At 69.9% G+C, this 26,427-nt stretch carries 22 protein-coding genes; 8 read left to right on the top strand and 14 right to left on the bottom strand.

Annotated features, from left to right (window positions below):
* Nucleotide 1: 1 nt before the first annotated feature.
* The 4 genes from ACG00X_RS15750 to ACG00X_RS15735 all read left to right on the top strand — a co-directional run bounded on the left by ACG00X_RS15750 (nt 2) and on the right by ACG00X_RS15735 (nt 5,748).
* On the top strand, nt 2-1,501 hold the full coding sequence (locus ACG00X_RS15750) for a CoA-acylating methylmalonate-semialdehyde dehydrogenase (RefSeq protein ID WP_394489147.1): 1,500 nt from the start codon (nt 2-4) through the stop codon (nt 1,499-1,501).
* Between the two features lie 94 nt (nt 1,502-1,595).
* Nucleotides 1,596-3,026, top strand: a complete 1,431-nt coding sequence (locus ACG00X_RS15745) for an NCS1 family nucleobase:cation symporter-1 (protein WP_394489146.1) — start codon at nt 1,596-1,598, stop codon at nt 3,024-3,026.
* Nucleotides 3,023-4,471: a dihydropyrimidinase gene (hydA, locus tag ACG00X_RS15740; protein ID WP_394489145.1), complete on the top strand. Its 1,449-nt coding sequence runs from the start codon at nt 3,023-3,025 to the stop codon at nt 4,469-4,471. The genes ACG00X_RS15745 and hydA overlap by 4 nt, the downstream gene beginning before the upstream one ends.
* A gap of 11 nt (nt 4,472-4,482) precedes the next feature.
* Nucleotides 4,483-5,748 carry a Zn-dependent hydrolase gene (locus ACG00X_RS15735; protein WP_394489144.1) on the top strand — a complete coding sequence of 422 codons (1,266 nt, stop codon included), beginning with the start codon at nt 4,483-4,485 and terminating at the stop codon, nt 5,746-5,748.
* A 74-nt stretch (nt 5,749-5,822) separates the two neighbouring features.
* Here ACG00X_RS15735 and ACG00X_RS15730 read toward each other — a convergent pair whose 3' ends face one another.
* From ACG00X_RS15730 to ACG00X_RS15680, 11 genes are all read right to left on the bottom strand, one after another.
* Nucleotides 5,823-6,290, bottom strand: a complete 468-nt coding sequence (locus ACG00X_RS15730; RefSeq protein WP_394489143.1) for a hypothetical protein — start codon at nt 6,288-6,290, stop codon at nt 5,823-5,825.
* 102 nt (nt 6,291-6,392) lie between these two features.
* Complete coding sequence (locus tag ACG00X_RS15725) at nt 6,393-7,145, bottom strand: S1C family serine protease (RefSeq protein WP_394489142.1); 753 nt, start codon at nt 7,143-7,145, stop codon at nt 6,393-6,395.
* Between the two features lie 169 nt (nt 7,146-7,314).
* Nucleotides 7,315-9,174 carry a dihydroxy-acid dehydratase gene (gene ilvD, locus ACG00X_RS15720; protein WP_394489141.1) on the bottom strand — a complete coding sequence of 620 codons (1,860 nt, stop codon included), beginning with the start codon at nt 9,172-9,174 and terminating at the stop codon, nt 7,315-7,317.
* Nucleotides 9,175-9,320: 146 nt separating this feature from the next.
* The gene (locus ACG00X_RS15715; protein WP_394489140.1) at nt 9,321-10,427 is read right to left on the bottom strand and encodes a sugar-transfer associated ATP-grasp domain-containing protein; all 1,107 of its coding nucleotides are present in this window, start codon (nt 10,425-10,427) and stop codon (nt 9,321-9,323) included.
* A gap of 40 nt (nt 10,428-10,467) precedes the next feature.
* Entirely contained in the window at nt 10,468-11,616 is a 1,149-nt protein-coding gene (locus ACG00X_RS15710; protein ID WP_394489139.1) for a methionine aminotransferase, read from the bottom strand.
* Nucleotides 11,617-11,706: 90 nt separating this feature from the next.
* A complete protein-coding gene (locus ACG00X_RS15705; RefSeq protein ID WP_394489138.1) occupies nt 11,707-11,994 on the bottom strand; it encodes a TFIIB-type zinc ribbon-containing protein in 288 nt (95 codons plus the stop codon).
* Nucleotides 11,995-12,039: 45 nt separating this feature from the next.
* On the bottom strand, nt 12,040-12,381 hold the full coding sequence (locus ACG00X_RS15700) for an SDR family oxidoreductase (RefSeq protein ID WP_394489137.1): 342 nt from the start codon (nt 12,379-12,381) through the stop codon (nt 12,040-12,042).
* 118 nt (nt 12,382-12,499) lie between these two features.
* Entirely contained in the window at nt 12,500-13,105 is a 606-nt protein-coding gene (locus tag ACG00X_RS15695; RefSeq protein WP_394489136.1) for a hypothetical protein, read from the bottom strand.
* Nucleotides 13,106-13,296: 191 nt separating this feature from the next.
* Nucleotides 13,297-13,770, bottom strand: coding sequence for a cyanophycin metabolism-associated DUF1854 family protein (locus ACG00X_RS15690; RefSeq protein WP_394489135.1), 474 nt, complete (start codon nt 13,768-13,770; stop codon nt 13,297-13,299).
* A gap of 2 nt (nt 13,771-13,772) precedes the next feature.
* Nucleotides 13,773-14,279, bottom strand: a complete 507-nt coding sequence (locus tag ACG00X_RS15685) for a RidA family protein (RefSeq protein WP_394489134.1) — start codon at nt 14,277-14,279, stop codon at nt 13,773-13,775.
* A complete protein-coding gene (locus ACG00X_RS15680; RefSeq protein WP_394489133.1) occupies nt 14,272-16,527 on the bottom strand; it encodes a cyanophycin metabolism-associated ABC transporter in 2,256 nt (751 codons plus the stop codon). The genes ACG00X_RS15685 and ACG00X_RS15680 overlap by 8 nt, the downstream gene beginning before the upstream one ends.
* 89 nt (nt 16,528-16,616) lie before the next feature.
* Here ACG00X_RS15680 and ACG00X_RS15675 point away from each other — a divergent pair, with 89 nt between their 5' ends.
* The 4 genes from ACG00X_RS15675 to ACG00X_RS15660 are packed head-to-tail and all read left to right on the top strand — an operon-like array spanning nt 16,617 to nt 22,886.
* Complete coding sequence (locus ACG00X_RS15675) at nt 16,617-18,794, top strand: cyanophycin synthetase (RefSeq protein WP_394489132.1); 2,178 nt, start codon at nt 16,617-16,619, stop codon at nt 18,792-18,794.
* 27 nt (nt 18,795-18,821) lie between these two features.
* Nucleotides 18,822-21,383, top strand: a complete 2,562-nt coding sequence (gene cphA / locus ACG00X_RS15670; protein ID WP_394489131.1) for a cyanophycin synthetase — start codon at nt 18,822-18,824, stop codon at nt 21,381-21,383.
* 25 nt (nt 21,384-21,408) lie between these two features.
* A complete protein-coding gene (locus ACG00X_RS15665) occupies nt 21,409-21,879 on the top strand; it encodes a group I truncated hemoglobin (RefSeq protein WP_394489130.1) in 471 nt (156 codons plus the stop codon).
* A complete protein-coding gene (locus ACG00X_RS15660) occupies nt 21,876-22,886 on the top strand; it encodes an MBL fold metallo-hydrolase (protein ID WP_394489129.1) in 1,011 nt (336 codons plus the stop codon). The genes ACG00X_RS15665 and ACG00X_RS15660 overlap by 4 nt, the downstream gene beginning before the upstream one ends.
* Nucleotides 22,887-22,902: 16 nt before the next feature.
* Here ACG00X_RS15660 and ACG00X_RS15655 read toward each other — a convergent pair whose 3' ends face one another.
* From ACG00X_RS15655 to ACG00X_RS15645, 3 genes are all read right to left on the bottom strand, one after another.
* A complete protein-coding gene (locus ACG00X_RS15655; protein ID WP_394489128.1) occupies nt 22,903-23,811 on the bottom strand; it encodes a hypothetical protein in 909 nt (302 codons plus the stop codon).
* A 14-nt stretch (nt 23,812-23,825) separates the two neighbouring features.
* A complete protein-coding gene (locus tag ACG00X_RS15650; RefSeq protein ID WP_394489126.1) occupies nt 23,826-24,731 on the bottom strand; it encodes a S1/P1 nuclease in 906 nt (301 codons plus the stop codon).
* A 96-nt stretch (nt 24,732-24,827) separates the two neighbouring features.
* Entirely contained in the window at nt 24,828-26,339 is a 1,512-nt protein-coding gene (locus tag ACG00X_RS15645) for a lamin tail domain-containing protein (protein ID WP_394489124.1), read from the bottom strand.
* Nucleotides 26,340-26,427: the final 88 nt, after the last annotated feature.

Genomic DNA, 26,427 nt, shown 5'->3' with positions numbered 1-26,427 from the left:
GATGAGTCACTATGAAGTTGGGCACTGGATCAACGGCGCGGTCAGCCAGGGCAGCGGCAGCACCAAGCAGGACATCTTCAACCCCGCCACCGGCGCCGTGCAGGGCCAGTTGCTGCTGGGCAGCGTGGCCGACCTCGACGCCGCCGTGGCCAGCGCCGCCCAGGCCGTGAAGAGCTGGAGCCAGACGCCCCCGCTGGCCCGCGCCCGCGTGCTGTTCAAGTTCCTCACGCTGCTGCAGGAGCGCCGTGAGCAGCTCGCCGAAGCCATCGTGCGCGAACACGGCAAGACGCTGCCGGACGCATTGGGCGAGGTGGCGCGCGGCATCGAGGTGGTGGAGTTCGCCACCGGCATGCCGCAGCTGCTCAAGGGCGAGTACACCGAGCAGATCGCGCGCGGCATGGACGCCTGGAGCATGCGCCAGCCGCTGGGCGTCGTCGCCGGCATCACACCGTTCAACTTCCCCGCCATGGTGCCGATGTGGATGTACCCCATCGCCATCGGCTGCGGCAACGCCTTCATCCTCAAGCCCAGCGAGCGCGACCCGAGCTCAAGCCTGCTGATGGCGCAATGGCTGAAGGAAGCCGGCCTGCCCGACGGCATCTTCAGCGTCATCCAGGGCGACAAGGACATCGTTGACGCCATCCTGGCCCACCCGGGCATTGCGGCGGTCAGCTTCGTCGGCTCCACGCCGGTGGCCGAGCACATCTACAAGGTCGGCTCGTCCTTCGGCAAACGCGTGCAGGCGCTGGGTGGCGCGAAGAACCACATGGTCGTCATGCCCGACGCCGACCTCGACGGCGCCGTCGACGCGCTGATGGGCGCGGCCTACGGCTCGGCCGGCGAGCGCTGCATGGCCATCTCGGTGGCCGTGGCGGTGGGCGACGTGGGCGACAAGCTCGTTGCCGCGCTGGCCCCCAAGGTCAAGGCGCTCAAGATCGGCGAAGGCCACCAGCCCGGCGCCGAGATGGGCCCGCTGATCACGCGTGCGTCGCAGCAGCGCGTGGAGCGGCTGATCGGCGAAGGCATCGAGGCTGGCGCCAAGGCCGTCGTCGACGGCCGCGGGCTGCGCGTGCCCGGCCATGAAGACGGCTTCTTCGTCGGCGGCACCATCCTCGACGGCGTCAGCGCCGACATGAGCTGCTACACCGAAGAGATCTTCGGCCCCGTGCTGTGCGTGGTGCGCGTGCCCGACCTGGCCGCGGCCATCGCACTGATCGAGGCCAACGAGTACGCCAACGGCGTGGCCATCTTCACGCGCGACGGCCACGTGGCCCGCGAGTTCGTGCACCACATCCAGGTGGGCATGGTGGGCGTGAACGTGCCGCTGCCGGTGCCCATGGCCTTCAACAGCTTCGGCGGCTGGAAGCGCAGCCTGTTCGGCGACCACCACGCCTACGGGCCCGAGGCGGTGCGCTTCTACACGAAGCACAAGGCCGTCATGCAGCGCTGGCCCGACAGCACGCCCAAAGGCCCGCAATTTGCTTTCCCGCAGAACACGTGAGCCCCGAGCACATCGCCTAGGGCGGGCTGCCTTGGACGCGGCCCGGCGCTCGCCCCGCTAACGCAACATGCACCATTGAGGACGCGACAACACCATGACTGATCCCTCGCTGAGCAACCACGATCTCGTTCCCACGACATCCGCTCAGCGAACGTGGCGCTGGAAGGACTACGCCGCGCTGTGGGTCGGCATGGTGGTGTGCGTGCCGACGTACACCATGGCCAGCTCCATGCTGGACCAGGGCTTCAGCTGGCAGCAGGCCGTGGGCCTGGTGCTGCTGGCCAACCTCATCGTGCTCGTGCCCATGGTGCTGATCGGCCGCGTCGGCCCCAAGCACGGCATCCCGTTCCCGGTGCTGGCGCGCGCCTCGTTCGGCGTGAAGGGCGCGAGCTTCCCGGCCGTGCTGCGCGGGCTGGTGGCCTGCGGGTGGTTCTCCATCAACTGCTACTTCGGCGCGCTGGCGCTGCACAGCTTCCTGAACGTGCTGGGCTTCGGCCTGGCCGCGCCGGCCGCGGGCGAAACCATCAGCACCTCGCAGCTGGCCTGCTTCCTCGCGTTCTGGGCGCTGCACCTGGTGTTCATCTGGCGCGGCACCGAGTCCATCCGCTTGCTGGAGGTCATCGCCGCGCCGCTGATGATCGGCGCCTCCATCGCGCTGGTCGTCGCGCTGATGACGATGGTGCCCACAGCCCAGCTGTTCGGCCTGCCCGCCAAGGAGGTGCCCGGTGGCCCGAAGGTCTGGGCCGCGCTGACGGGACTGGTGGGCTTCTGGGCCACGCTGGCGCTGAACATCCCCGACTTCACCCGCTTCGCCAACACGCAGCGTGACCAGACGCTGGGCCAGGCCATCGGCCTGCCGCTGCCGATGGCGCTGTTCTCCATGGTGGGCGTCATCGGCTCCTCGGCCAGCGCCATCCTGTACGGCAAGGCCGAGCTCTTCCCCGACGCGCTGCTGGCCAAGATGGGCCCGGTGGCCGCCGGCCTGGGCCTGCTGGTCATCCTGCTGGCCAACCTGACCACCAATGTGGCCGCCAACCTCGTCTCACCCAGCTACGACTTCTCGCAGCTGGCGCCCAGCAAGATCAGCTTCCGCATGGGCGGCCTCATCGCCGCCGCACTGGGCCTGCTGTTCATGCCGTGGAAGCTGCTGGCCACGTCCGGCGGCTACCTGTTCACGTGGCTGGGCGGTTATGGCACCTTGCTGGGTGCCATCGCCGGCATCCTGCTGACCGACTACTACCTGATCCGCCGCACCGAGCTGAACAGCGCCGACCTCTACCGCCGTGGCGGCGAGTACGAGTACAGCAACGGCTGGAACCCGCGCGCCCTCGTCGCGCTGCTGCTGGGCGTGCTGCCCTGCATGCCGGGCTACCTGGTGGTGTCGGGCGTGCTGGACAAGTCGTCCGTCGCACCCGCGCTGGTCACCCTCTTCGACTTCGGCTGGTTCTTCAGCCTGGCCGTGTCCGGCACGGTCTATTTCTTCAGCATGCCGCGCCAGCGCGCGGCCTTGGGAGTGCATGCATGAGTTCGCTCTTGATCCGCGGCGCCATCGTCGTCAACGCCGATGCCGAATCCCGCACCGATGTGCTGTGCGTGGACGGCCGCATCGCCGCGATGGGCGAGCGCGCCGTGCGTGAAGCCCCCGCCGGCACGACGACGCTGGACGGCACCGGCCAGTACCTGATTCCCGGCGGCATCGACCCGCACACGCACATGCAGCTGCCCTTCATGGGCACGGTCACACAGGACGACTTCTTCACCGGCACCGCCGCCGCGCTGGCCGGCGGCACGACGTCCATCATCGACTTCGTCATCCCCAACCCGCAGCAGCCGCTGATGGACGCCTACCGCACCTGGCGCGGCTGGGCCGAGAAAAGCGCGGCCGACTACGCCTTCCACGTCGCCGTGACCTGGTGGGACCAGACGGTCAGCGACGACATGGGCACGCTGGTGCGCGACGAAGGCGTGAACAGCTTCAAGCACTTCATGGCCTACAAAAACGCCATCATGTGCGACGACGAGACGCTGGTGAACAGCTTCAAGCGTGCGCTCGAACTGGGCGCCATGCCGACCGTGCACGCCGAGAACGGCGAGCTGGTTTACCTGCTGCAGGCCGAGGTCGCCAAGATGGGCATCACCGGCCCCGAAGGCCACCCGATGAGCCGCCCGCCGATGGTGGAAGGCGAAGCCGCCAACCGCGCCATCGCCATTGCCGACGTGCTGGGCGTGCCCATCTACATCGTGCATGTGAGCTGCATCGAAAGCGCCGAGGCCATCGCCCGAGCCCGTGCCCGTGGCCAGCGCGTCTACGGCGAAGTGCTGGCGGGCCACCTGCTCATCGACGACAGCGTCTACCGCGACCCCGACTTCAACAAGGCTGCGGCCTATGTGATGAGCCCGCCCTTCCGCCCCAAGATCCACCAGGAGTTCCTGTGGCGCGGCCTGCAGAGCGGCCAGCTGCACACGACGGCGACCGACCACTGCACCTTCTGCGCCGAGCAAAAGGCCATGGGCCGCGACAACTTCGCCAAGATCCCCAACGGCTGCGGCGGCGTCGAGGAGCGCATGGCCGTGCTGTGGGATGCCGGCGTCAACTCCGGGCGACTGACGCCATCAGAGTTCGTCGCCATCACGTCGGCCAACGCGGCCAAGCTGTTCAACATGTACCCGCGCAAGGGCGTCATCAAAGAGGGCGCGGACGCCGACCTCGTGCTGTGGGACCCGGCCGGTATCAAGACACTGAGCGCCAAGACGCAGTTCTCCAAGAACGACTTCAACATCTTCGAGGGCCGCACCGTGCGCGGCATTCCCAGCCACACGATCTCGCAAGGCCGTGTCGTGTTCGCCCGCGGCGAGCTGCGCGCTGAACCCGGCACCGGCCGCTATCTGAAGCGCCCGCCATTCGGCCCGCAGTTCGACGCTGCCGCCAAGCGCACCGCCGAGCTGATGCCCACGGCTGTGGCCCGTTGAAGGAGAACCTCATGGACATGCCCGCCAAGACCCCCGACATCACCAAACTCCGCGTCAACGGTTCGCGCCTATGGGCCTCGCTGATGGAACTGGCCCAGATCGGCGCCACCGACAAGGGCGGCGTCTGCCGCCTCACGCTGACCGACCTCGACAAGCAGGGCCGCGACCTCGTCACGCGCTGGGCGCGCGAGGCCGGCATGACCATCACGGTCGACAAGATCGGCAATGTCTTCATGCGCCGCGCCGGCCGCAACAACACGCTGCCGCCCATCATGACCGGCAGCCACATCGACACCCAGCCCACCGGCGGCAAGTTCGACGGCAACTACGGCGTGCTGGCCGGCATCGAGGTCGTGCGCACGCTGAATGACCACGGCATCGAAACGGAAGCTCCCATCGAAGTCGCGTTCTGGACCAACGAGGAAGGCTCGCGCTTCGTGCCCGTCATGATGGGCTCGGGCGTGTTCGCCAAGGCCTTCACGCTGGAGCACGCCTACGCGGCCACCGACACCGAAGGCAAGACCGTCAAGGGCGAACTGGAGCGCATCGGCTACATCGGCGATCAGGAGCCTGGCGACCACCCCATCGGCGCCTACTTCGAGACCCACATCGAGCAGGGCCCGGTGCTGGAAGACCACGACAAGACCATCGGCGTGGTCACGGGCGTGCTGGGCATTCGCTGGTACGACTGCGTCGTCACCGGCATGGAAGCCCACGCCGGCCCCACGCCGATGGCGCTGCGCAAGGATGCGCTGCAGGTGGCCACCAAGCTGATGCAGGAAGTGGTGGCCTGCGCCCACCGCCACCCGCCGCATGGCCGTGGCACGGTGGGCATGGTGCAGGTGCACCCCAACAGCCGCAACGTCATCCCTGGCCGCGTGAAGTTCAGCATCGACCTGCGCAACGCGACGGACGCGCTGTGCGAGGCGATGGACGCCGACATCCGATCAGTCGCTGCGAAATTGAGCGCGGAGAGCGGCCTGCCGATCGAAATCACCCCGGTCAGCGCCTACCCCGCCCAGCCCTTCCACGCCGACTGCATCGCCGCCGTGCAGAAGGCGGCGAACGAGCTGGGCTACAGCAACATGCCAGCTGTCTCAGGCGCCGGCCATGACGCCGTCTACATGGCCCGCCTGGCCCCGGCCGGCATGATCTTCATTCCCTGCAAGGACGGCATCAGCCACAACGAGATCGAGGACGCCAAGCCCGAGCACATCGAGGCCGGGTGCAATGTGCTGTTGCAGGCGATGCTGGGCCTGGACCGCGCGCAGGCCTGAACCGTTCGCCGCACGCCCTGCATCGGCTGGCCCGCGGCGTCGAAGCCCTGCGCAGCCCGACAGCCGAGGTGGCGTCAGTCCCTGCCGTGGCCGTTGCCGTGGCCCCGGCCTCGACCCTTGTCGTCATCCTTGTCATGGCCGCGGCCACGCCCGCGCCCTGGGCCGTCGTCATCGCGCCAGCCGCCGCGTTCGCGGTCGTACTGGTCGCGGTAGCGCGGCACGTACTCGCGCTCGTACCAATCGCCCTTCACGAAATAGACCGGCCGGCCGCAGGCGTCGTACTTGCTGCAGTGCTTGGCCCAGTTCTTTTCATGCCCCGGAGGCACGCGCAGATACAGCGGCGGCGGTGGCGCGGTGACGCGCTGGATGATGACCGGCTGCGGGTAGATCACCTGTGGCCGCATGCTGCCGATGTCGATCTGGCCATAAAAGCCAGGCTGGCCGATGCTGATCGATACGCCGACGTCGGCGGCACGCGCGGGCGCGGCCGACAGCGCGGCCGTCGCGGCCAGCGCCGCGAACACGATGGCTGCAGTTTTCATTGAGGGGCTCCGGTCATGGAAACGAAGCCCGATTATTCGGACGCCGCCGTCCACCGTGACGGTAACAAACGTGCCGCCGCGAGAACTGCCTGACAGATCGGCTCAGCGCGTCGATTCGGCCAACAACCGCGCGGCCGTGCTGGCCGGCACGGCGTAGGTGATGCCGGTCGGCGCGCTGAGCGCGGCTTCCTTGGTGCTCTTGACGGCGCCGCCCTGCAGCACGCCCACCACCTCACCCGTCTCGACATCCAGCACCGGCCCGCCGCTGTTGCCGGGGTAGGCGACGGCATCGAGCTGCATCACCTTGAAGGCGCCGCTGCGCAGCTGGCGAACGGCGCGCGGGTCCAGGCCCGCCGGGCCTTCGGCCGGCTGGGCAATGAGCGTCCAGGCGGACACGATGCCGCGGTGCGTGGTGTGCACCTGGCCCAGCGCATTGCCGATCGGAAAACCCATCAGCGCAATCGACGCGCCCTCCTCCGCGTCGCGCTCGGCCAGCTTCAGCGCCGGCAAGGCCGGCCCGTCGATGGCCAGCACGGCCAGGTCATTGCGCAGGTCACGGCCCAGCAACTTGGCGCTGCGCGTCTGCCATTGCCCATCGCCCAGCCACACCTGCACGGCGATGCTGCGGTCGATACGCTCGGGCGTCTCCTCGGGCACCACATGGGCGTTGGTCAGCACATGCAGGCCGTCGCCCACGGCAAAGCCGGCTGCGCGAAAGCCAAAGCGCGGCGTGTCCATCAGGCCATAGCTGCCCACGGCCACAACCGAGCGCTTGACCCGCGGGATGAGCGCCTGCAGCGGCTCGGCCGCCACGGCTGTGCCGCCGCACGCCAGGCCGGCCAGCCCGGCCAGCATGTCTCTGCGCAACAGGCCTGGCCCGGTCTCGGCTTGGGGCGGAAGACGGTGTAGCGGCAAGGTGGGCATGACGGCGGGGGGGCTGAAGCGTGTCGAGGGGCGAGCCTACTGCAATCGGCGGCCACCTCACCCCCCACGTCTGCCCCCGCCTCGCGCGCGGCCGGGAGGGTCAACCGCCCAGTTGACTCACATCCCGGACGGCGCCCTTGTCCGCCGAGGTCGCCAGCAGCGCATAGGCCTTCAGCGCGGCACTCACCTTGCGCGGACGCGCTTCGGCCGGCTTCCAGCCCTTCGCATCTTGCTCGGCGCGGCGCTTGGCCAGATCCTCGTCGCTGACGAGCACGTCGATGCGGCGGTTGGGGATGTCGATGCGGATGCGATCGCCGTCGCGCACCAGGCCGATCGCGCCGCCCGCCGCCGCTTCCGGCGAGCAGTGGCCGATGGACAGGCCCGAGGTGCCGCCGGAGAAGCGGCCGTCGGTCAGCAGCGCGCAGGCCTTGCCCAGGCCCTTGCTCTTGATATAGCTCGTCGGGTAGAGCATTTCCTGCATGCCGGGGCCGCCCTTGGGGCCTTCGTAGCGCACCACCACCACGTCGCCGGCCTTCACCTTGTCGTCCAGGATGTTGGCGACGGCCTCGTCCTGGCTCTCCACCACGTGGGCCGGGCCTTCGAACACCAGCAGGCTGTCGTCCACGCCGGCCGTCTTCACGACGCAACCGTCCAGCGCGATGTTGCCGCGCAGCACGGCCAGGCCGCCTTCCTTGCTGAAGGCGTGTTCGAACGAGCGGATGCAGCCCTCGGCGCGGTCGGTGTCCAGGCTCGGCCAGCGCGTGTTCTGGCTGAAGGCCACCTGCGTGGGGATGCCGGCGGGGCCGGCCCTATAGAAGGTCTTGACCGCCTCGCTCGGGTTGCGGGCGATGTCCCACTGGTCCAGCGCGTCCTTCAGGGTCTTGGCGTGCACGGTGGGCACGTCGGTGTGCAGCTTGCCGGCACGGTCCAGCTCGCCCAGGATGGCCATGATGCCGCCGGCGCGGTGCACGTCTTCGATGTGGTACTTGTTGGTGTTGGGCGCCACCTTGCACAGCTGCGGCACGTGGCGCGACATGCGGTCGATGTCGGCCATCGTGAAGTCGATCTCGGCCTCCTGGGCAATCGCCAGCAGGTGCAGGATGGTGTTGGTGGAGCCGCCCATGGCGATGTCCAGCGCGATGGCGTTCTCGAAGGCCTTGAAGCCCACCGCGCGCGGCAGCACGCTGCCGTCGTCCTGCTCGTAGTAGCGCTTGCACAGCTCGACCGCCGTGCGGCCGGCCTGCTTGAACAGCGCCTCGCGGTCGGCATGCGTGGCCACCACCGTGCCGTTGCCCGGCAGCGAGAGGCCCAGCGCCTCTGTCAGGCAGTTCATCGAGTTGGCGGTGAACATGCCCGAGCAGCTGCCGCAGGTGGGGCAGGCCGAGCGCTCGACCTCGGCCAGATCGGCGTCGCTGACCTTGCTGTCGGCGGCCATGACCATCGCGTCGATCAGGTCCAGCTTCTTGATCTCGATCTTGGCCGTGCCGGGCACCGCCAGGCGCACCTTGCCGGCTTCCATCGGGCCGCCGGAGACGAACACCACGGGGATGTTGAGCCGCATCGCGGCCATCAGCATGCCGGGGGTGATCTTGTCGCAGTTGGAGATGCACACCAGCGCGTCGGCGCAGTGGGCGTTGACCATGTACTCGACCGAGTCGGCAATGATATCGCGGCTGGGCAGCGAATACAGCATGCCGTCGTGGCCCATCGCGATGCCGTCGTCCACGGCGATGGTGTTGAACTCCTTGGCCACGCCACCCACGGCCTCGATCTCGCGGGCCACCAGCTGGCCCAGGTCCTTCAGGTGCACATGGCCGGGCACGAACTGCGTGAAGCTGTTGGCGATGGCGATGATGGGCTTGGAGAAATCATCGTCCTTCATGCCGGTGGCGCGCCACAGCGAGCGGGCGCCGGCCATGTTGCGGCCGGCGGTGGAGGTCTTGGAGCGGTAGGTGGGCATGGCGGGGCCTGCGGCGTGCGGGTCGGAAAGACCGCGATTTTCTTGCACGGCCCGGCCGCTGTCTCGCCCGAACGCTATTCCGCAGCGGCGCCGAAAGCTCGGTTGCGGCATGCCGAATGCTCGGCAACCGGCGCCGAGAGTCGGCGCTACGCGGTGTGCCGCGCCAGGAAGCGCCGCATCGTGGCGTCCAGCAGCCCGCGCCGCTCGATGATCTGGCTCAGCTCGCCGCCGCCGGTGCCAAACAGATTGAGCTCCAGCGCCAGCGGCCCACCGTCAGCCAGCGCGATGTCCCACTGCTGAAAACGCAGCTTCGGGAACACCTGCGCGGCGCGCTCGACGAAGGCGCGCACGGCCGCCCAGTCCGGCACCCGCAGGGCGAGCAGGTCAGCGCCGGTGTCGGGATGGCGCTGCACTTCGCGACGGCTCAAGCCGCTGCCGGTGACGACCCGCGTGACACGCCCGTCGCCCAGCTCGATGCCGGCGGCGAGGTTGCCGGTGCGGCCGTCGTTGAAGTTGTCGTTCATGTTCGTGCCGGTGGGCAGCTTCCAGAACGCCCGGTGGATGAGCGGCCCTTCGACCTCGTCCAGCAGCACCATCACCCGCAGGCTGGTGACGAGGCTGCCGATCTGCGGCACGAGCCGCGGGTCTGGCGCCACCGGCGTCTGCAGCAGGTAGCCCAACTGCTCCAGGTCGAACCGGGGCGCGACGAAGTCGGCCACCGCCACGCGCTCGCCGCTGCGCAGGCACACGGCATCGGCGGCCGGGTCGTAGCGCTCGGCGAAGCAGGCGCCGCGCCCGAAGCCGCTCGCCGAAGGCTTGCCGAAGAACGGGTAGTGGGCAGGCTCGCGCAGCCAGGCCTGCAGTTCCGCCAGGTCCACCAGGGGCCGGGCCGACTGCAGCAAGCGTGTGCGGCCCGGCAGGTAGACGGCGCGTGTCTCGGTGCAGCGCAGGCCCTGCGCAGCAAGCAGTTCGGCGGTGAGCACCTTGTCCAGGCCCAGGCAGGCCCACGAGCGCTCGTTGAGCCGGTCCAGCCGCGACTCCATGCGCCAGCCGACAAACTCGGCCACGGCCGCCGGCGTGAGCCCGGGCTCGAACAGGCGGTAGGTGTAGTAGTCGCCCGGGCCCAGGCGGGCCTCGCTACGGGTCAACCGGGCGATGTCGCGCAACTGCCGCCACGGCGTGGGGCCGCCCTGGGCGTGCACCTCGCGCGACTGCTGCAGGAAGGCATTCAGCTTGTCCCGGACGTCCTTCATGGCGTCTCCCGCCCCGCGTGAAGCCGGGGCCGCGAAAACTCTAGCCCAGCCCGGCCTGCAAACGACTGGCCGCCAGCGCCAGCGTCTCATCACGTTTGGCGAAGCAAAACCGAACATGGCGCCGCTCCTGCGGCTGCTGGTAGAAGACCGACAGCGGTATGGCCGCCACGCCCACGTCGGCGGTCAGCCAGCGGGCGAAGTCCAGTTCGTTCAACGCCGACACGGCGCTGTAGTCCACCGTCTGGAAATAGGTGCCCTCGCAGGGCAGCAGCTTCAGCAGCGTGCCGGCCAGCGCCGCGCGGAAGGCGTCGCGCTTGGCCTGGTAGAAGCGGCTCAGGCCCTGCCACGGCGCGGGGTCGGCCAGGTAGGCGGCGAGCGCATGCTGGGTCGGCGTGTGCACCGTGAACACCGTGTACTGATGCAACCGGCGAAACGCCGCCGTGAGCGCGGGCGGCGCGGCCACGAAGCCGACCTTCCAGCCCGTCACGTGGAAGGTCTTGCCGAAGCTGCTGACGAGAAAGCTGCGCGCACGCAAGCGCGGGTAGCGGGCAACGCTCTCGTGCGGCTGGCCGTCGAACACCATGTGCTCATAGACCTCGTCGCTGACGATGAACAGGTCGTGTTCCTCGGCGAGGCGTTCCAGCGTCAGCAGATCGTCGCGAGTGGCGACACGGCCGCTGGGGTTGTGCGGCGTGTTCAGCACCAGCGCCCTGGTGCGGGGCGTGATGGCGGCGCGCACGGCCGCCCAGTCGATGCGGTAGTCCAGCGTCATCGGCACGCCCACCGGCACGGCGCCGGCCAGGCGGATGGCCGGGTCGTAGCTGTCGTAGGCGGGCTCGAGGATGATGACCTCGTCGCCCGCGCCCACGCAGGCCTGCAACGCGGTGATGAGGCCTTGCGTGCCGCCAGCGGTGACGGTGATGTCGGTGCCGGCGTCGTAGGCCGCGCCGTAGACGCCGTTGAGCTTGGCCGCGATGGCCTCGCGCAAGGCCGGCACACCGGCCATCGGCGGGTACTGATTGTGGCCGGCGGCCATTGCGTCGGTGACCCGCTGCAGCAGCGCCGGGTCGGCACCGAAGTCAGGAAAGCCCTGGCCCAGGTTGACCGCCCCGTGGTCGGCGGCGAGCGCCGACATGACGGTGAAGATGGTGGTGCCGGTGTTCGGCAGCTTGGCGGGCAGGACGGGCATGGCCAACAGGGGTGACGGCGAAGAGCCCCATTGTGTCGGGGCGGCCCTGCGGCTGCGATCAACGGCGGGCCCGTGCACCGGGCCCCATCATCAATCGAAGAAGTCGCTGAGCCAGGACTTGCGCCGCGTGCCGCCGTGGTGGCCATGGCTGCCATGACTGCCATGACTGCCATGGCGACCGTAGTCGGAGTCGACGAAATCAGGCCGCCGCACAGGGGCGGCGGCCGGGCTGGGGGCGGCTGCGGCGGCGCGCTCGATGAGCTTGTCGAGCTCGCCACGGTCCAGCCACACACCACGGCATTGGGGGCAGTAATCGATCTCGACACCCTGGCGCTCGCTCATCACGAGGGCGGTGTCAGGGCAATGGGGGCATTTCATGGGCAGACTCCTGGGAAGCGAAGCGATGTTGGGGGCGGCAGGCCATCAAAGCCCGTCGGGCAGTTGGCGGCGCAGCGGCAGCGCCCGGCGGGGTTGGCGGTGCAGCAGCCGCGCCAGCAGGCGCAGCGCGCGGGCCAGGGCGTTGTCGAAGGCCGCGCGCCACTCGCTGGCCACCGACCGCACGATCACAGTGCCGGCGCCCACGGTGTGCAGTTCCAGCTGGCAGAGCTTGTCGACGCCGCCGCGCGGGCCGTTCAGATCGGCCAGCTGCACCGTGGCCCGGGGCACCCGGCTGGCCAGCCGCGAGAGGGCGGTGCGCAGTCGGGCCTGGGCCAACTCGCGGTGATCGGACGCATGCGGCGCACGGAACTTGAACAGGACTTGCATGGCGGACTCCAGCAATGACAGGAGTCCTTCACTTGAGGGCGCGGGCCCCAACACCCAGCAGGAAATCCGTGAGGCTCACTTCCGTGCTTCGGAAGTGAGCTCGCAGGCGTGCGCGCGCTCAGTGCGGCGGCTGCTCCAGCGGGTCATAACGCTGGCCCCGCAGCAGCGCCAGCGGCGAGCGCCAGTAGATGTCGACGTTGTGCAGCGGATCGGTCAGCACCTTGGTCACCCAGGCCAGCCCCCACGACGGACCGCGCCCGACGGCCAGCTGCAGCCCCCGCAACAGGAGGCCCGAGACCGCCAGCATCAGCCAGGCCAGGCCCACGTCGTGCGCCCAGCCGCTGAAGCCCTGGCCGGGCTCGATCAGCCCGAACAACGAAGGCGAGAGCGCCAGCAGCAGCGGCAACGCCAGCCAGACGCCGATCAGCACCGCCTTGCGGCGCATGTTGTAGCCGGCCTTGATGGCCTCCTTGTGGGCGTCCGTCGCCTGATTGACGTGGTCGTAGCCGCGCGGCTCGAAAAAGATGTGGCCGCTCTGGCGTGTGACCATGCCGACGCACCAGCCCAGCCAGGCGGCGGCCGCCGGGTCGACGAACAGCAGGCCGTAGGCCACCAGGAAGCTGAGGGCGCTGACCAGGTGCAGCGTCTGGTTGATGCGGCACTGGTGGTAGTAGCGGTGGTCGTCCCAGCGCAGCGTGCGGACGTGGTCCCAGAACGTGGACATCGAGAAGGCTCCTTGCAGTTGCGGATCGCGACTGCGAGCCTCGCGGGCACGCATGAAATTCACGTGACGCGGAACGGCGCCCGACGCGGCGCGGCAGCCAGGTTTGATCCAACGCAAGGAGGGGCCACGGGCGGCCTCGCCGTCACCGTGCCGTCATGCAGCGGCGACAGTCGCCCAGCCCCGCCGCACTGTCAGAGGAAGCGTTCCAGCAGCTTCTTGGAGTGCTTGTCCAGCGCCCAGCGGTCCGGCACCTGCAACTGCACGCCATGCGTGGACGCGATGAGCAGCCGGCCTTCTTCCAGGCGGCGGATGTCTTCCTCGCTCTTGAGCACGAAGTCGATCTCGCCGCGGTCGGTGTCGATGCGCCAGGTGCTGGGCGTGGCGAAGGTGTTCACGGCGATCAGCCGCTTCAGTGTGGGGTGGAACTCGCGCGCGGCGAGTTCGCCCTCCAGCAGGCGGCGCGGGCCGTCGGGCAGCGTCGACAGGCGCGCCACCCAGGCGAGCTCATGGCCGTGCACGCCGACCAGGGACACGCCTTCGTCCGGCGCGGAGATGGGATGGGCGCGCACCGGCGTCACGCCGACATGGGTGGCGCCGTCCAGGTCGGTCAGCACCAGGCGGCCGAAGGCGTCGAGCGCGAGGTCGCGAAATGGCAGGTCAGGCATGGTCAGGCCTTGGCGTCGTCGATGGACAGGGCGATCAGGTCGAGCTCGACGGCGGCGTTCTTGGGCAGTTGCAGCACGCCGACGGAGGTGCGCGTGTGCTCGCCGCCGTTGGAGCCCAGCACGCGCCACAGCAGGTCAGAGGCGCCATCGGCCACCTCGCTGAGCTGCGTGAAGCCGGCGTCGCAGTGGATGAAGACGGTCACGCGCAGCGCCTGCCGCAGCCGCACGAGGCTGCCGAGCTCCTGGCGCAGCAGCACCAACGCGCGCAGCATGCAGATCGCGGCGGCGCGGCGCGCGCGCTCCAGGCTGACGTCGACGCCGACGACGCCGGTCACGGCGATGTGGTCGCCGATGCGCGGGATCTGCCCGCTCACATACAGCGTTCGGCCGTCGCGCACCAGCGGGGTGTAGCGCCCGCCGACCTGCAGCTCCAGCGCGGGGTCGAAGCCATGTTCGGCACAGGCGGCGAGCAACTCGCCGTCACGGTCATGAGAGGCGATATCAGGCATTGACGGTGTGCGCGTTGGGGTTGGGGGCGACGACCATCAGGCCGCCATCTTCGTCGGCTTCGGCATCCACGCGGCGGGCCTGGGCTTCCCACAGACGCCAGTAGTGGCCCTGCTTGGCGATCAGCTCGTCATGCGGGCCGAGCTCGACGATCTCGCCGCGGTCCATCACGACGAGGCGGTCGGCCTTGCGCAGCGTGGACAGGCGGTGGGCGATGGCGATGGTCGTGCGGCCCTTGACGAGGTTGTCCAGCGCGCGCTGGATTTCCTTCTCGGTCTCGGTGTCGACGGCGCTCGTCGCTTCGTCCAGGATCAGGATGGCCGGGTCGATCAGCAGCGCACGCGCGATGGAGATGCGCTGGCGCTCGCCGCCGGACAGGCCCTGGCCGCGCTCGCCGACGAGGCTGTCGTAGCCGTGCGGCAGGCGCAGGATGAACTCGTGCGCGTGGGCGGCGCGCGCGGCGGCGACGATCTCGTCGCGCGTCGCATCGGGCTTGCCGTAGGCGATGTTCTCGGCGATGGTGCCGAAGAACAGGAAGGGCTCCTGCAGCACCAGGCCGATGTGGCGGCGGTAGTCGGCCACCTTCACGCGGCGCAGGTCCACGCCGTCGACCTTGATGGCGCCCTCGGTCACGTCGTAGAAGCGGCAGATCAGGTTGACCAGCGTGCTCTTGCCCGAGCCGCTGTGGCCCACCAGGCCCACCATCTCGCCGGGCCGGATGTCCAGGTTCAGGCTGCGGATGATGGATCGCGAGCCGTAGCGGAAGTTGACGCCCTGCATGGAGATGGCGCCCGTGACGTTCTCGAACGGCTGCGGGTTGACCGGGTCGGGCACGTTGGAGACGTGGTCCAGGATGTCGAAGATGCGCTTGGCGCCGGCCGCGGCCTTCTGCGTGACCGAGACGATGCGGCTCATGGAATCGAGCCGGCCGTAGAAGCGGCCGATGTAGGCCAGGAAGGCCGTCAGCGTGCCGACGGTGATGTTCTGGTGGGAGATCAGCCAGATGCCCACGCCCCACACCACCAGCAGTCCCATCTCGGTCAGCAGCGCGACGGTGGGCGTGAACAGGCTCCAGGTCTTGTTCAGCCGGTCGTTGACCTGCAGGTTGTTGGCGTTGGCGTCCTTGAAGCGGCGCGCCTCGCGCGATTCCTGTGCGAACGCCTTGACGACACGGATGCCGGGAATGGTGTCGGCCAGCACGTTGGTGATCTCGCCCCAGACGCGGTCGATCTTCTCGAAGCCCGTGCGCAGCCGGTCGCGCACGAGGTGGATCAGCCAGGCGATGAAGGGCAGCGGCACCAACGTGGCCAGCGCCAGACCCGGGTGAATGCTGAACAGGATGATGGACGTCATGGCCAGCATCAGCACGTCGGTGATGAAGTCCAGCGCGTGCAGCGACAGGAACACACTGATGCGGTCGGTCTCGGAGCCGATCCGCGACATCAGGTCGCCCGTGCGCTTGTTGCCGAAGTACTCCAGCGACAGCCCCAGCAGGTGCTCGAAGGTGCTGGTGCGCAGGTCGGCCGCGATGCGCTCGGACACCAGCGACAGCAGATAGGTCTTGGCCCAGCCCATGGCCCAGGACACCAGCGCCGCCCCCAGCAGGCCACTGAGCAGCAACGTGACCAGCCCCGGATCGATGGCCTGACCGTTCTGGAACGGGATGAGCACCCTGTCCATCAACGGCATGGTCAGGTAGGGCGACACGAGCGTGGCGCCCGTGGCCCCCAGCATCAGCGCGAAGCCCAGCAGCAACTGCCCCTGGTAGGGCCGGGCGAAGCGCCACAGCCGCAGCAGCACCCAGGTGCTGGGCGGCGCGCTGGCCTCGCCGAAGTCGAAGTCGTCACCCGCCTCCTCGTCCTCGGCAGCGCGCACCGCCACGCCGGCCAGGCGCTGCTGCTCCCGCAAGAAGGCCTCCACCAGCCGCACGGCCGCCGGGTTGCTGGCCAGCGTGAAACGCCAGCGCGCCAGGCGCCGTTCGCGGTCGAACAGTTCCAGGAAGGCCAGGCCGCCATGGTCGCTGAGCTTGAGCGACTGATCTGGTGACAAGACGTAATCGCTCCACGTGCCGACGGCAGGCTCATAGGCGAGGAGTCGTGCATCCGTCAACGCGATCAGCCCCTGGGCGAACCGCCCCTGAGCGTCCAGGTCAACCTCCACGGTAGCCACCACGTTCTCCCCAGCCAGGAGCCGCCCATGGAGGGCGGCGGTTTGAGGATGAGGCGATGGGACGGGAAGTTGATCTGACATGTTGTTCTTCGCGCTTGGAGGCCGAGGCGATTCTCCCCGATGAGTTCAGCGCACAATTCCAAGCGCTAGCCGCGCCTACCCCTTACCCCATGAGCAACGACAAAGAAGACATCCGCCTGCTGCGCGTCAACTACCTGCGCGGTCCCAACATGTGGACCTACCGCCCGGTGCTGGAAGTCTGGCTGGACCTGGGCGAGCTGGAGGACTACCCCAGCCACCTGCTGCCCGGCTTCAACGACCGCCTGACCGCCGCCCTGCCCAACCTGATCGAGCACCACTGCGGCGTCGGCGAACGCGGCGGCTTCCTGGAGCGCCTGCGTGAAGGCACCTGGTGCGGCCATGTGCTGGAGCACATCGTCATCGAGCTGCTGAACCTGGCGGGCATGCCCACCGGCTTCGGCCAGACGCGCTCCACGTCCAAGCGCGGCGTCTACCGCATGGTGTTCCGCGCCCGCGACGAGCAGGTCGCCCGCGCCGCGCTGGCCGAGGGCCATGCGCTGATCATGGCCATGATCAACGACCGCCCATTCGACGTGCCCGCCGCCGTGGCCCGTGTGCGCGACAAGCTGGATGACTGCTACCTGGGCCCGTCCACCGCCGCCATCGTGGCCGCCGCGACGGACCGCCGCATCCCGCACATCCGCCTGAACGACGGCAACCTCGTGCAACTGGGTCACGGCGCGCGCCAGCGCCGCATCTGGACGGCCGAGACCGACATGACCAGCGCCATCGCCGAAGGCATTGCCGGCGACAAGGACCTGACCAAGACGCTGCTCAAGGCCGTCGGCGTGCCGGTGCCCAGCGGCCAGGAGGTCAAGAGTGCCGCCCAGGCCTGGGAGGTGGCGCAGGACCTCGGCCTGCCGGTGGTCGTGAAGCCCACCGACGGCAACCACGGCCGCGGCGTCACGCTGGACATCGACAACGAGGCCGACTGCCATGCCGCCTTCAAGCTGGCCGATGCCGAAGGCTCGTCCGTGCTGGTGGAGCGCTACATCCGCGGCAACGAGCACCGCGTGCTGGTCGTAGGCGGCCAGGTCGTGGCGGCCGCGCGCGGCGAGGCCGCCTGGGTGCACGGCGACGGCACGCACACCGTGGCCGAGCTGATCGACCTGCAGATCAACATCGACCCGCGCCGCGGCCTGACCGAGGACTTCCCGCTCAACAAGATCGTGCTGGGTGAAGACCCGGTCGTGCTGCTGGAGTTGCAGCGCCAGGGCGTGTCTGCCGACAGCATCCCGCCCGCCGGCAAGCATGTGCTGATCCAGCGCAACGGCAACGTCTCCATCGACTGCACGTCTGAAGTGCATCCCGAGGTGGCGCATGCCGTCTCGCTGGCCGCGCGCACCGTGGGGCTGGACATCGCCGGCGTGGACCTCGTCACCGAAGACATCGCCAAGCCGCTGGCCGAGACCGGCGGCGCCATCGTCGAGGTCAATGCCGGCCCGGGCCTGCTGATGCACCTGAAGCCGGCCGGCGGCGCGCCGCAACCCGTCGGCCAGGCCATCATCGACCACCTGTTCGCCGAGGACGAGACCGGGCGCATTCCCATCGTCGGCGTGGCCGGCTCGACCGGCGGGCGCCAGATCTCGCGCCTGGTCGCCTGGCTGCTGCACCTGAACGGTCGTCACGTGGGCCTGGCCTGCCGTGACGGCCTGTTCCTGGGCACACGCCGCGTTGAGCAGCGCGACAGCGCCCGCTGGGACGCCGCCCACCGGCTGCTGATGAACCGCGTGGTCAATGCCGCCGTCGTCGAGAACGACGCCGCGTCCATCCTGCGCGACGGCCTGGCCTATGACCGCGCCACGGTCGGCGTCGTCACCGACCTCGACGGCATCGAGGCCCTGGCCGAGTTCGACGTGCAGAACGAGGACCAGCTCTACAAGGTGTTGCGCACCCAGATCGACGTGGTGCTGGGCGACGGCGCCAGCGTGCTGAACGCCGCCCACCCGCGCCTGGTCGACATGGCCGAACTCAGCGACGGCGAAGTCGTCTTCTACGCCGAGGACGGCGCGCTGCCCGCCATCCAGCAGCACCGCGAGCGCGGCGGCCGGGCCGTCTTCCTGCGCGGCGGCGCCGCCGTGCTGGCCCAAGGCCCGGCCGAGACGCCCGGCGCCAACATCGATGCGCTGATGCGCCGCTTCGGCAACAGCGCGACGCCGGCCAGCACGCTGCTGGCCGCCGTGGCCGCCGCATGGGCGCTGGGCATCTCGCCCGAACTGATCGCCGCGGGCCTCGACACCTTCGTCCCCGAACTCCACCTGGCCTGAAGCCGAAACCAAGCACCGCCAAACAACATGGACGTTTCCCGCACCCGCGCGCTGCGCGGCCCCAACATGTGGAGTCGCCACACGGCCATCGAGGCCGTCGTGCACTGCAGTGAAGCCGAGCGTTCGCTCGAACGCCTGGCCGGCTTCGAGCCCCGCCTGCGCAAGCTCTTCCCCACCATCGGCGCGCTGCGCCACAACACCTCGCTGGCCCAGGTGCTGGAGCAGGCCACGCTGGCGCTGCAGGCCCAGGCCGGCTGCCCGGTGACCTTCAGCCAGACGCACGTCACGCCCGAGGCCGGCACCTACCAGATCGTCATCGAGTACAGCGAGGAAGACGTCGGCCGGCTCGCGTTCGAGCACGCGGTCAAGCTCGTCAACGCAGCGCTGGACGGGGGCGAGTTCGACGCCGACGCCGTGCTGGCCCAGCTGCGCGAGCTGGACGAGGACATCCGCCTCGGCCCCTCCACCGGCTCCATCGTCAATGCGGCCGTGGCGCGCGGCATCCCGTTCCGCCGGCTCACGCAGGGCAGCCTGGTGCAGTTCGGCTGGGGTGCCAAGCAGCGCCGCATCTGGGCCGCCGAGGTGGACGCGACCAGCGCCGTCAGCGAGTCCATCGCGCAGGACAAAGACCTCTGCAAGCGCCTGCTGCAGTCGGCCGGCGTGCCGGTGCCCACGGGGCGGCCGGTCGAGTCGCCGGACGACGGCTGGGCCGTCGCGCTGGAGATCGGCCTGCCGGTCGTCGTGAAGCCGCAGGACGGCAACCAGGGCAAGGGCGTCACGGTCAACGTCGTCGACCGCGCGCATTTCGACATTGCCTACAAGGCCGCCGACGAGATCGGCCAGGTCATGGTCGAGAAGTTCCTGCCGGGCGGCGACTACCGTCTGCTGGTCATCGGCGACAAGCTCATCGCCGCCGCCCGCCGCGACCCGCCGCATGTCATCGGTGACGGCCAGCTGACCGTCAAGCAACTGGTCGACAAGGTCAACAGCGACCCACGCCGCGGCGACGGCCACGCCACGTCGCTGACCAAGATCCGCTTCGACGACATCGCCGTCGCGCGGCTCACGCAGCAAGGCCTGACGCCCGAGTCCGTGCCCGAGAAGGGCCAGCGCGTCATCCTGCGCAACAACGCCAACCTGTCCACCGGCGGCACCGCCACCGACGTGACGGACGACGTGCACCCCGAGGTGGCCGCGCGTGCCATCGCGGCGGCACAGGTGGTGGGCCTGCATGTCTGCGGTGTGGACGTGGTGGCCGAGAGCGTGCTGCGCCCGCTGGAGGAGATCAACGGCGGCATCGTCGAGGTCAACGCCGCGCCGGGCCTGCGCATGCACCTGTCGCCCAGCTTCGGCAAGGGCCGCAACGTCGGCGACGCCATCATCGGCCACCTGTTCGGCACCGGCCCGAAGTCCGAGGACGGCCGCATCCCGGTCGTCGCCGTCACCGGCACGAACGGCAAGACCACGGTCACCCGCCTCATCGCCCACCTGTTCGCCAGCTGTGGCCTGAAGGTCGGCATGACCAACACCGACGGCGTCTACGTCGACGGCCGCCAGATCGACAGCGGCGACTGCTCCGGCCCCAAGAGCGCGCGCAACGTGCTGATGCACCCCGACGTCGAGGCCGCCGTGCTGGAGACCGCCCGCGGCGGCATCCTGCGCGAAGGCCTGGGCTTCGACCGCTGCCAGGTCGCCGTCGTCACCAACGTGGGCGCGGGCGACCACCTGGGCATGAACTTCCTGCACACGGCCGAAGACCTCGTGCTGGTCAAGCGCGTCATCGTGCAGAACGTGGCGCCCACGGGCTACGCGGTGCTCAACGCGACCGACCCGCTAACGGCCCAGATGTCCGCCATCTGCCCCGGCCAGGTCATCTACTTCGCCGCCGACCGCCACCACCCGGTGATGGCCACGCACCGCGCCCAGGGCAAACGCTGCGTCTACGTGGACGGCGACCAGCTCGTCGCCGCGCAGGGCGTGTGGCGCGAGAGCATTCCGCTGCGCGACATCCCGCTGACGCGCGGTGGCGTGATCGGCTTCCAGGTCGAGAACGCGATGGCCGCCGTGGCCGCCGCCTGGGGCGTGGGGCTGGACTGGGACACCATCCGCCGCGGCGTGGCGAGCTTCGCCAACGACGCCGACAACGCACCCGGCCGCTTCAACGTGATGGACTACCGCGGTGCCACGGTCATCGCTGACTACGGCCACAACGGCGACGCGATGAAGGCCTTGGTGGGCGCCGTGGCCGCCATGCCGGCGAACAAGCGCGTCGTCGTCATCAGCGGCGCCGGTGACCGGCGCGACGAGGACATCCGCGTGCAGACGGAGATCCTCGGCGCGGCGTTCGACGACGTCATCCTCTACGAAGACGCCTGCCAGCGCGGCCGCCAGGCCGGCGAGGTCGTGGCCTTGCTGCGCGCTGGCCTCGAAGGTGCGGCACGCACGCGCCACATCGAAGAGATCGTCGGCGAGTTCACGGCCATAGACCGCGCGCTGGCGCGCCTCTCGCCGGGCGACTTGTGCCTGGTGTTGGTGGACCAGGTCGAGGAAGCGCTGGCCCACCTGGCCAAGCGCATCGCCGAGGCGTGATGCCGGACGGGCCAGGAGCATCGGCATGAAGCCCGCCCTGGCCCTCCCCGTTGCGCTGGCGCTGGCGCTGCCGGCACCGGCACTGCTCGCGCAGACCGGCCCGGCCACCGTGGTGCCCGGCACCGCCCCCCTCCCGGCCGACGACCGGCTCTACCAGGCCCTGGGCGGCCGCGAGGCCATCCAGCGCTTCACCGACGATTTCTACGACAGCATGCTCCAGGACGCCCGCATCGCCCGCTTCTTCGAGGGCCTCAACCCGCGCTACCTCAAGCGCGTGCTGGCCGACTACTTCTGCGTCGTCGCGGGTGGCCCCTGTGTCTACGACGGCGTCGGCATGAAGGACGCCCACGCCCACCTGGGCCTGGCCAAGCGCGACTTCAATGCGCTGGTCGAGCACCTGCAGCTCGCCATGGACCGTGCCCGCGTGCCGTTCTCGACGCAGAACGAGCTGCTCGCGCGCATGGCCCCGCTGCACCGCGACATCGTCACCCGGTGAGCCGCCCCGCCCACCACCGCGACGGCGGCTTCCAGAACAACCACGGCGACTTCGAACCCAAGTCGCTGGCCGATGTGCTGCGTTGGCGCTGGAACGCCGCGCGGCAAGGCCTACCCCGCCGCCCCGTCGAGCCCATTCCGACGCAGCCGGCCGACCTCGCCTTCCTGAACGCCAATCGCGGCCCGGGCCAGCAGCCCGCCGTGACCTGGATCGGCCATGCCACCGTGCTGGCGCAACTGGGCGGCCTGAACGTGCTGACCGACCCGATCTTCTCGGAGCGCGCCTCGCCGCTGTCCTTCGTCGGGCCGCGGCGCGAGCAGCCGCCCGGTGTCGCGCTGGCCGCGCTGCCGCCCATCGACGCGGTGCTCGTCTCCCACAACCACTACGACCACCTCGACCTACCCTCCTGCCGGGCGCTGGCGGCCCAGCCGGGCGGCAGCCCGCTGTTCGTCGTGCCGCTGGGCCTGGCGGCCTGGTTCCGCGCCCGCGGCGTGAGCCGTGTCGTGGAGCTGGACTGGTGGCAGTCCGAGACGCTGTCGGGGATCGAGATGCAGCTGGTGCCGGCCAACCACTGGTCGGCGCGCGGCCTGGGCGACCGCATGAAGACGCTGTGGGGCGGCTTCGCCGTGTTCGCGCCCGACTGCCACCTCTTCTTCGCGGGCGACACCGGCTACTCGCGCGACTTTGCGGACATCCGCGAGCGCCTCGCGCCGCGCCAGCAGCACGGCGGCTTCGACCTCGCGCTGATCCCGATCGGCGCCTACGAGCCGCGCTGGTTCATGAAGGAGCAGCACGTCAATGTCGAGGAGGCGCTGAAGATCCATGCCGACCTGGGCGCCAAGGCCTCGCTGGGCGTGCATTGGGGCACCTTCGAACTCACCGATGAGTCGCTGGACGAGCCGCCGCGCCAGCTCGCCCGCCAACGCGCGGCGCTGGGCCTCGCCGAAGACGCCTTCTTCACGCTGCCCATCGGCGGCACGCGGCGGCTGCCGCGCCGCGAGGGCTGAACACCGCGCCCGGCGGCTACTTGCCGGCGGGCGGCGGCGCGGGCGCGGGCAAGACCTTCGGCTCCGTCACCGTCACGGCCTGCGTGACCGGCCGGATGGCCCGGTAGGCCGAGCGCTCCACCGATTCGACCAGCTTGCCGATCAGCGTCGTGCCGCTCATCTGGCTGCCGACGTCCAGCGCCGTCGAGTCCGGGTCAGCGTACTTGGTGTGTTCGAAATGGTGCTCGTGCCTGATGAGGGCCATGGACCGGGCATCGAAGCTCAGGCGCTCAAAACCCATGTAGGGCGCGACATAGGTGGCGGCATGTGCCGTTTCGCCGGTGCGGGGGTTGACGGTGCGGTAGTCGCCGTCGGCCTCGCTCGTGACCATGCCCGCCGGCTCGCCGTCGGCCATGCCGTCGATGTCGAAATCCTGCCGCGCCTGTGACTGCACATACACGCCGATGCCGCCGAGCCGGCTGCCCAGCCCTTGCTGCGCCTCGTCCTGGTAGGCCGGCACGATGGCCTCGATGCGGTCCCAGCCCTGGCGCTCCGGCAGGCTGCTCAGGTGCTGCACCAGCGCCGCGATGACCATGTCCCGCCGCACGCCCGCCCCTGCCCTGGCGAGCTGGTTCAGCAGCTCGGCCGGCATGTCCCACTGCAGCAGCACATGGCGGGCGTCGGGTTCGTCTTCGGTCAAGGCCTTGTCCAGCCCGCGCAGCACGGCGAAGTTCAGCGCCTGGCCCGACACCCGCAGCGTCTTGCGCGCATAGGGTTCCGCATGGCCACTGGAGCGCTTGAGCTGGCGCACCACGTCCACGCGGTCGCCGATGGCGGCGATCAACGCGACGGTCTGCGGCGCCGCCGTCCGCTCAGCGGCCGCGTCAGGCACCGCGGCGGCCGCCAGCGGCAACAGCATCAGGGCGATGAGCAGTCGCAGTCTCACGGCGCGCCTCCCGCTCACTTCAACGCGGCATTGAGCACCGTGGCCAGCCGCTCGGCTGCCAGGCGGACGCGCGCCTCGGCGTACGGCCGCTGGGCATCGAGGTAGGCGCCACCGAGCTTGTGCTGCCACTCGCCATCCTCGCCACGGGGGTAGAGGCTTTGCGCGTTGATGCCCCGGCAGGATTCGACGGCCCAGTCGGCCGGGCCGCCCAGCGCCTGCGGCGCCACGGGGGCCATGCCGCCTTGCCGCAGCTGAGCGGCGTACTTCTCGGGCGGGAGGATGGCCGATTCGAGCGCGTAGTAGTCCCACACGGTGTGCAGGTTGGTGGGGATGGGCCCGCCCGCCACCTGCCGCCGCGCGTTGCGCCCCTGGGGCGCGACAGCCGTGCGCAGGCTGACCTGGTATTTGTTGCCGCCCGCGTCGTCGCCGCCCTCGGCCATCGGCCGGGCGCCCGCATGCAGCGGCTGGTGCACGTCGCCGATGAAGTGGACGAGGAACTTCAGCGCATCGCGGCGCGCCTCGAGTGGCTGCGCGGTGTCGGCGAGGATCTTGCTCTGCGTGTCGATGGCCGCGATCACGCAATTGCCGCCCGGGCAGTCGCGCGGCGGCTGGTAGTCGCAGCGTTCGGGGTCGAGGTCGACGTAATGCCACTTGGCAGTCTTGCGGGCGAGGTCCGCGTCGCTGCCGCCACGCAGCTCGTCGGCCCAGGACGCCACGCCGGCCAGCGTCGGATTGGGCTCGCCCTGCAGCAGCACGGCGACCTGCTGCTGCGCGGCGGGTGTGAGCAGCGGCTGCGCCAGTTCACCCACCAGCCAGTGGCCGAGGTGACTCCAGGCCAAGGCTGCGGGCGCGGCGGTGAGGGCACTGGCGGCCGCGAGGGCCGACAGCAGGCGGCGCAGCCGCTGGCGAGAGAAGGTCATGTTCATGCATTCCCAATGAAAAAGCCCTGTCGCGAACGCAGGGCTGCGTGTGCAGGGCCACGGGACGGCTGACGCCCGGTCCCGTGGCCAGGGGCCTCAGCGGCTGCCGAGTCCGGTCAGGCTGTCGGCGTCGAGCACGTCGTACTCCGCGGTGGGATCCCACCACGGGTCGGCGGCCGTGGCCGTCGGCACGCTGCCCTTGCCGATGCCGAGCTTGCGATGCAGCGTGTGCCGGATGGCCGGCGTGGCCGTGCCGCCCCAGCTCGCGCCCGTCGTCGGGCGCTTGCCCAGCACGCCGAAGCTGTCGACCACGGTACAGGCCGTCACGCCTGCCGTGTCGCGGGCGCAGGCCCGTGGGGCCGTGCCCGTGTCGGCCGTCGTGGACTTCAGCAGCAACACCACGTCGTCGCCGTTGAAGGCGGTCACGTCGGAGGTGCCGGTCGGGTTGTCGTTGCGCCCGGGGATGGAGCCCGTCACCGAGGTGAGGCCCGCCAGCGTGGCCTGGTAGTTCACGATGAGCTTGGTGCTGCCGGGAGGCAGCGTGCCGCTGAGGTGCAGCGCCGCTGTCGGCGTGGCGCCGGTGGCGACGGGCGTGGTGTAGGCCGGGCCGCGGCCGTTGGACCACAGTTCCACCACGTAATAGCTCAGGTCGACGGCCTGCCCGGTCGGGTTGTAGATCTCCAGCGCCTTGTTGTTGCTGGAACCCGAGATGTAGCGGTTGATGAACAGCTCCGGCGTGTCGATCGTGATGCTGCCGGTCTTGGTGACGGGCGTGCTGCCGGCCGGGCCGGTGAGCGTCATGGCGATGGTGTAGGTGCCGGTCGCCGCGTAGGCATGGGTCAGCGTCGTCGAGGTCACGTCGGCGGCATCCTTCGTGAGGTCGCCCCAGTCCACGCTCAGCGCGGTGCCGTTGCTGACCGTGATGCCGGTGATGTTGACGCCGGTGCCCGTCACGCCGCTGGTGGGCAACGTGGCCGTCAGCGCCAGCACCGCCGGGTCGACGATCATGATGCTGCCCTTCTGCTCGGCGGAGCTGCCGTTGCTGCCGGTCAGCACCATGCCGATGGCGTAGCTGCCCGACGTGGCGTAGGTGTGGGTCAGGCTCGTCGAGCTGACGGCCGGCTTTTCCTTCGTGCCGTCACCCCAGTCGATGGACAGCGCCGTGCCATTGGCCGCGGCGACGCCGGTGATGGTGTAGGCCACCCCCGCCGTGCCGGTGGCCGGCAGCGTGGCGGCCAGCGTCGGCGCCGGGCTGACGACGACGCTGCCCTTCTGCTGGACGGCCTGGCCCCAGCCCAGCACCGCCACGTCGATGGTGCACAGCCCGGCCTTCACGCAGGTCGCGGTGGCCGCGTAGGTGTGCGACAGGCTGGTCGGGATGGTGGCCGGCGCGTCCTGCGTGCCGTCGCCCCAGTCCACGGTCAGCGTCGTGGTGTTGGTCGCCGTGATGCCGGTGATGGTCACCGGCACGCCGGCCGTGGCCGAGGTCGGCAACGTCGCGGTCAGCGTGGGCGGCTCGTGAGCCTCGTCGCCGCCACCGCCGCATCCGGCCATCGCCGTCAGCATCGTCGCCGCGGCACCAGCCATCCAGAACTTGATCTTCTTCATGAAGGGATTCCTTGCCTCACCGGCGCTGTGGCCGGCACATGTTGGGGTCAGCACCCCGCCCGCACGCCGGCACAAGCCGGCACACCCA

The sequence above is a fragment of the Pelomonas nitida genome, from assembly GCF_043555975.1.
GTDB lineage: Bacteria > Pseudomonadota > Gammaproteobacteria > Burkholderiales > Burkholderiaceae_C > Pelomonas > Pelomonas nitida.
This window is presented reverse-complemented; position numbering and strand designations above follow the sequence as displayed.

What these genes read in the sequence shown, in the direction of transcription:
- ACG00X_RS15650 (WP_394489126.1), bottom strand. Translation starts at nt 24,731, where the DNA reads ATGACCTTCTCTCGCCAGCGGCTGCGCCGCCTGCTGTCGGCCCTCGCG.
- ACG00X_RS15645 (WP_394489124.1), bottom strand. Translation starts at nt 26,339, where the DNA reads ATGAAGAAGATCAAGTTCTGGATGGCTGGTGCCGCGGCGACGATGCTG.
- ACG00X_RS15700 (WP_394489137.1), bottom strand. Translation starts at nt 12,381, where the DNA reads ATGCAAGTCCTGTTCAAGTTCCGTGCGCCGCATGCGTCCGATCACCGC.
- ACG00X_RS15715 (WP_394489140.1), bottom strand. Translation starts at nt 10,427, where the DNA reads ATGAAGGACGTCCGGGACAAGCTGAATGCCTTCCTGCAGCAGTCGCGC.
- ACG00X_RS15675 (WP_394489132.1), top strand. Translation starts at nt 16,617, where the DNA reads ATGAGCAACGACAAAGAAGACATCCGCCTGCTGCGCGTCAACTACCTG.
- hydA (WP_394489145.1), top strand. Translation starts at nt 3,023, where the DNA reads ATGAGTTCGCTCTTGATCCGCGGCGCCATCGTCGTCAACGCCGATGCC.
- ACG00X_RS15690 (WP_394489135.1), bottom strand. Translation starts at nt 13,770, where the DNA reads ATGCCTGACCTGCCATTTCGCGACCTCGCGCTCGACGCCTTCGGCCGC.
- ACG00X_RS15735 (WP_394489144.1), top strand. Translation starts at nt 4,483, where the DNA reads ATGGACATGCCCGCCAAGACCCCCGACATCACCAAACTCCGCGTCAAC.
- cphA (WP_394489131.1), top strand. Translation starts at nt 18,822, where the DNA reads ATGGACGTTTCCCGCACCCGCGCGCTGCGCGGCCCCAACATGTGGAGT.
- ACG00X_RS15665 (WP_394489130.1), top strand. Translation starts at nt 21,409, where the DNA reads ATGAAGCCCGCCCTGGCCCTCCCCGTTGCGCTGGCGCTGGCGCTGCCG.
- ACG00X_RS15710 (WP_394489139.1), bottom strand. Translation starts at nt 11,616, where the DNA reads ATGCCCGTCCTGCCCGCCAAGCTGCCGAACACCGGCACCACCATCTTC.
- ACG00X_RS15695 (WP_394489136.1), bottom strand. Translation starts at nt 13,105, where the DNA reads ATGTCCACGTTCTGGGACCACGTCCGCACGCTGCGCTGGGACGACCAC.
- ACG00X_RS15705 (WP_394489138.1), bottom strand. Translation starts at nt 11,994, where the DNA reads ATGAAATGCCCCCATTGCCCTGACACCGCCCTCGTGATGAGCGAGCGC.
- ACG00X_RS15745 (WP_394489146.1), top strand. Translation starts at nt 1,596, where the DNA reads ATGACTGATCCCTCGCTGAGCAACCACGATCTCGTTCCCACGACATCC.
- ACG00X_RS15685 (WP_394489134.1), bottom strand. Translation starts at nt 14,279, where the DNA reads ATGCCTGATATCGCCTCTCATGACCGTGACGGCGAGTTGCTCGCCGCC.
- ilvD (WP_394489141.1), bottom strand. Translation starts at nt 9,174, where the DNA reads ATGCCCACCTACCGCTCCAAGACCTCCACCGCCGGCCGCAACATGGCC.
- ACG00X_RS15730 (WP_394489143.1), bottom strand. Translation starts at nt 6,290, where the DNA reads ATGAAAACTGCAGCCATCGTGTTCGCGGCGCTGGCCGCGACGGCCGCG.
- ACG00X_RS15750 (WP_394489147.1), top strand. Translation starts at nt 2, where the DNA reads ATGAGTCACTATGAAGTTGGGCACTGGATCAACGGCGCGGTCAGCCAG.
- ACG00X_RS15680 (WP_394489133.1), bottom strand. Translation starts at nt 16,527, where the DNA reads ATGTCAGATCAACTTCCCGTCCCATCGCCTCATCCTCAAACCGCCGCC.
- ACG00X_RS15725 (WP_394489142.1), bottom strand. Translation starts at nt 7,145, where the DNA reads ATGCTGGCCGGGCTGGCCGGCCTGGCGTGCGGCGGCACAGCCGTGGCG.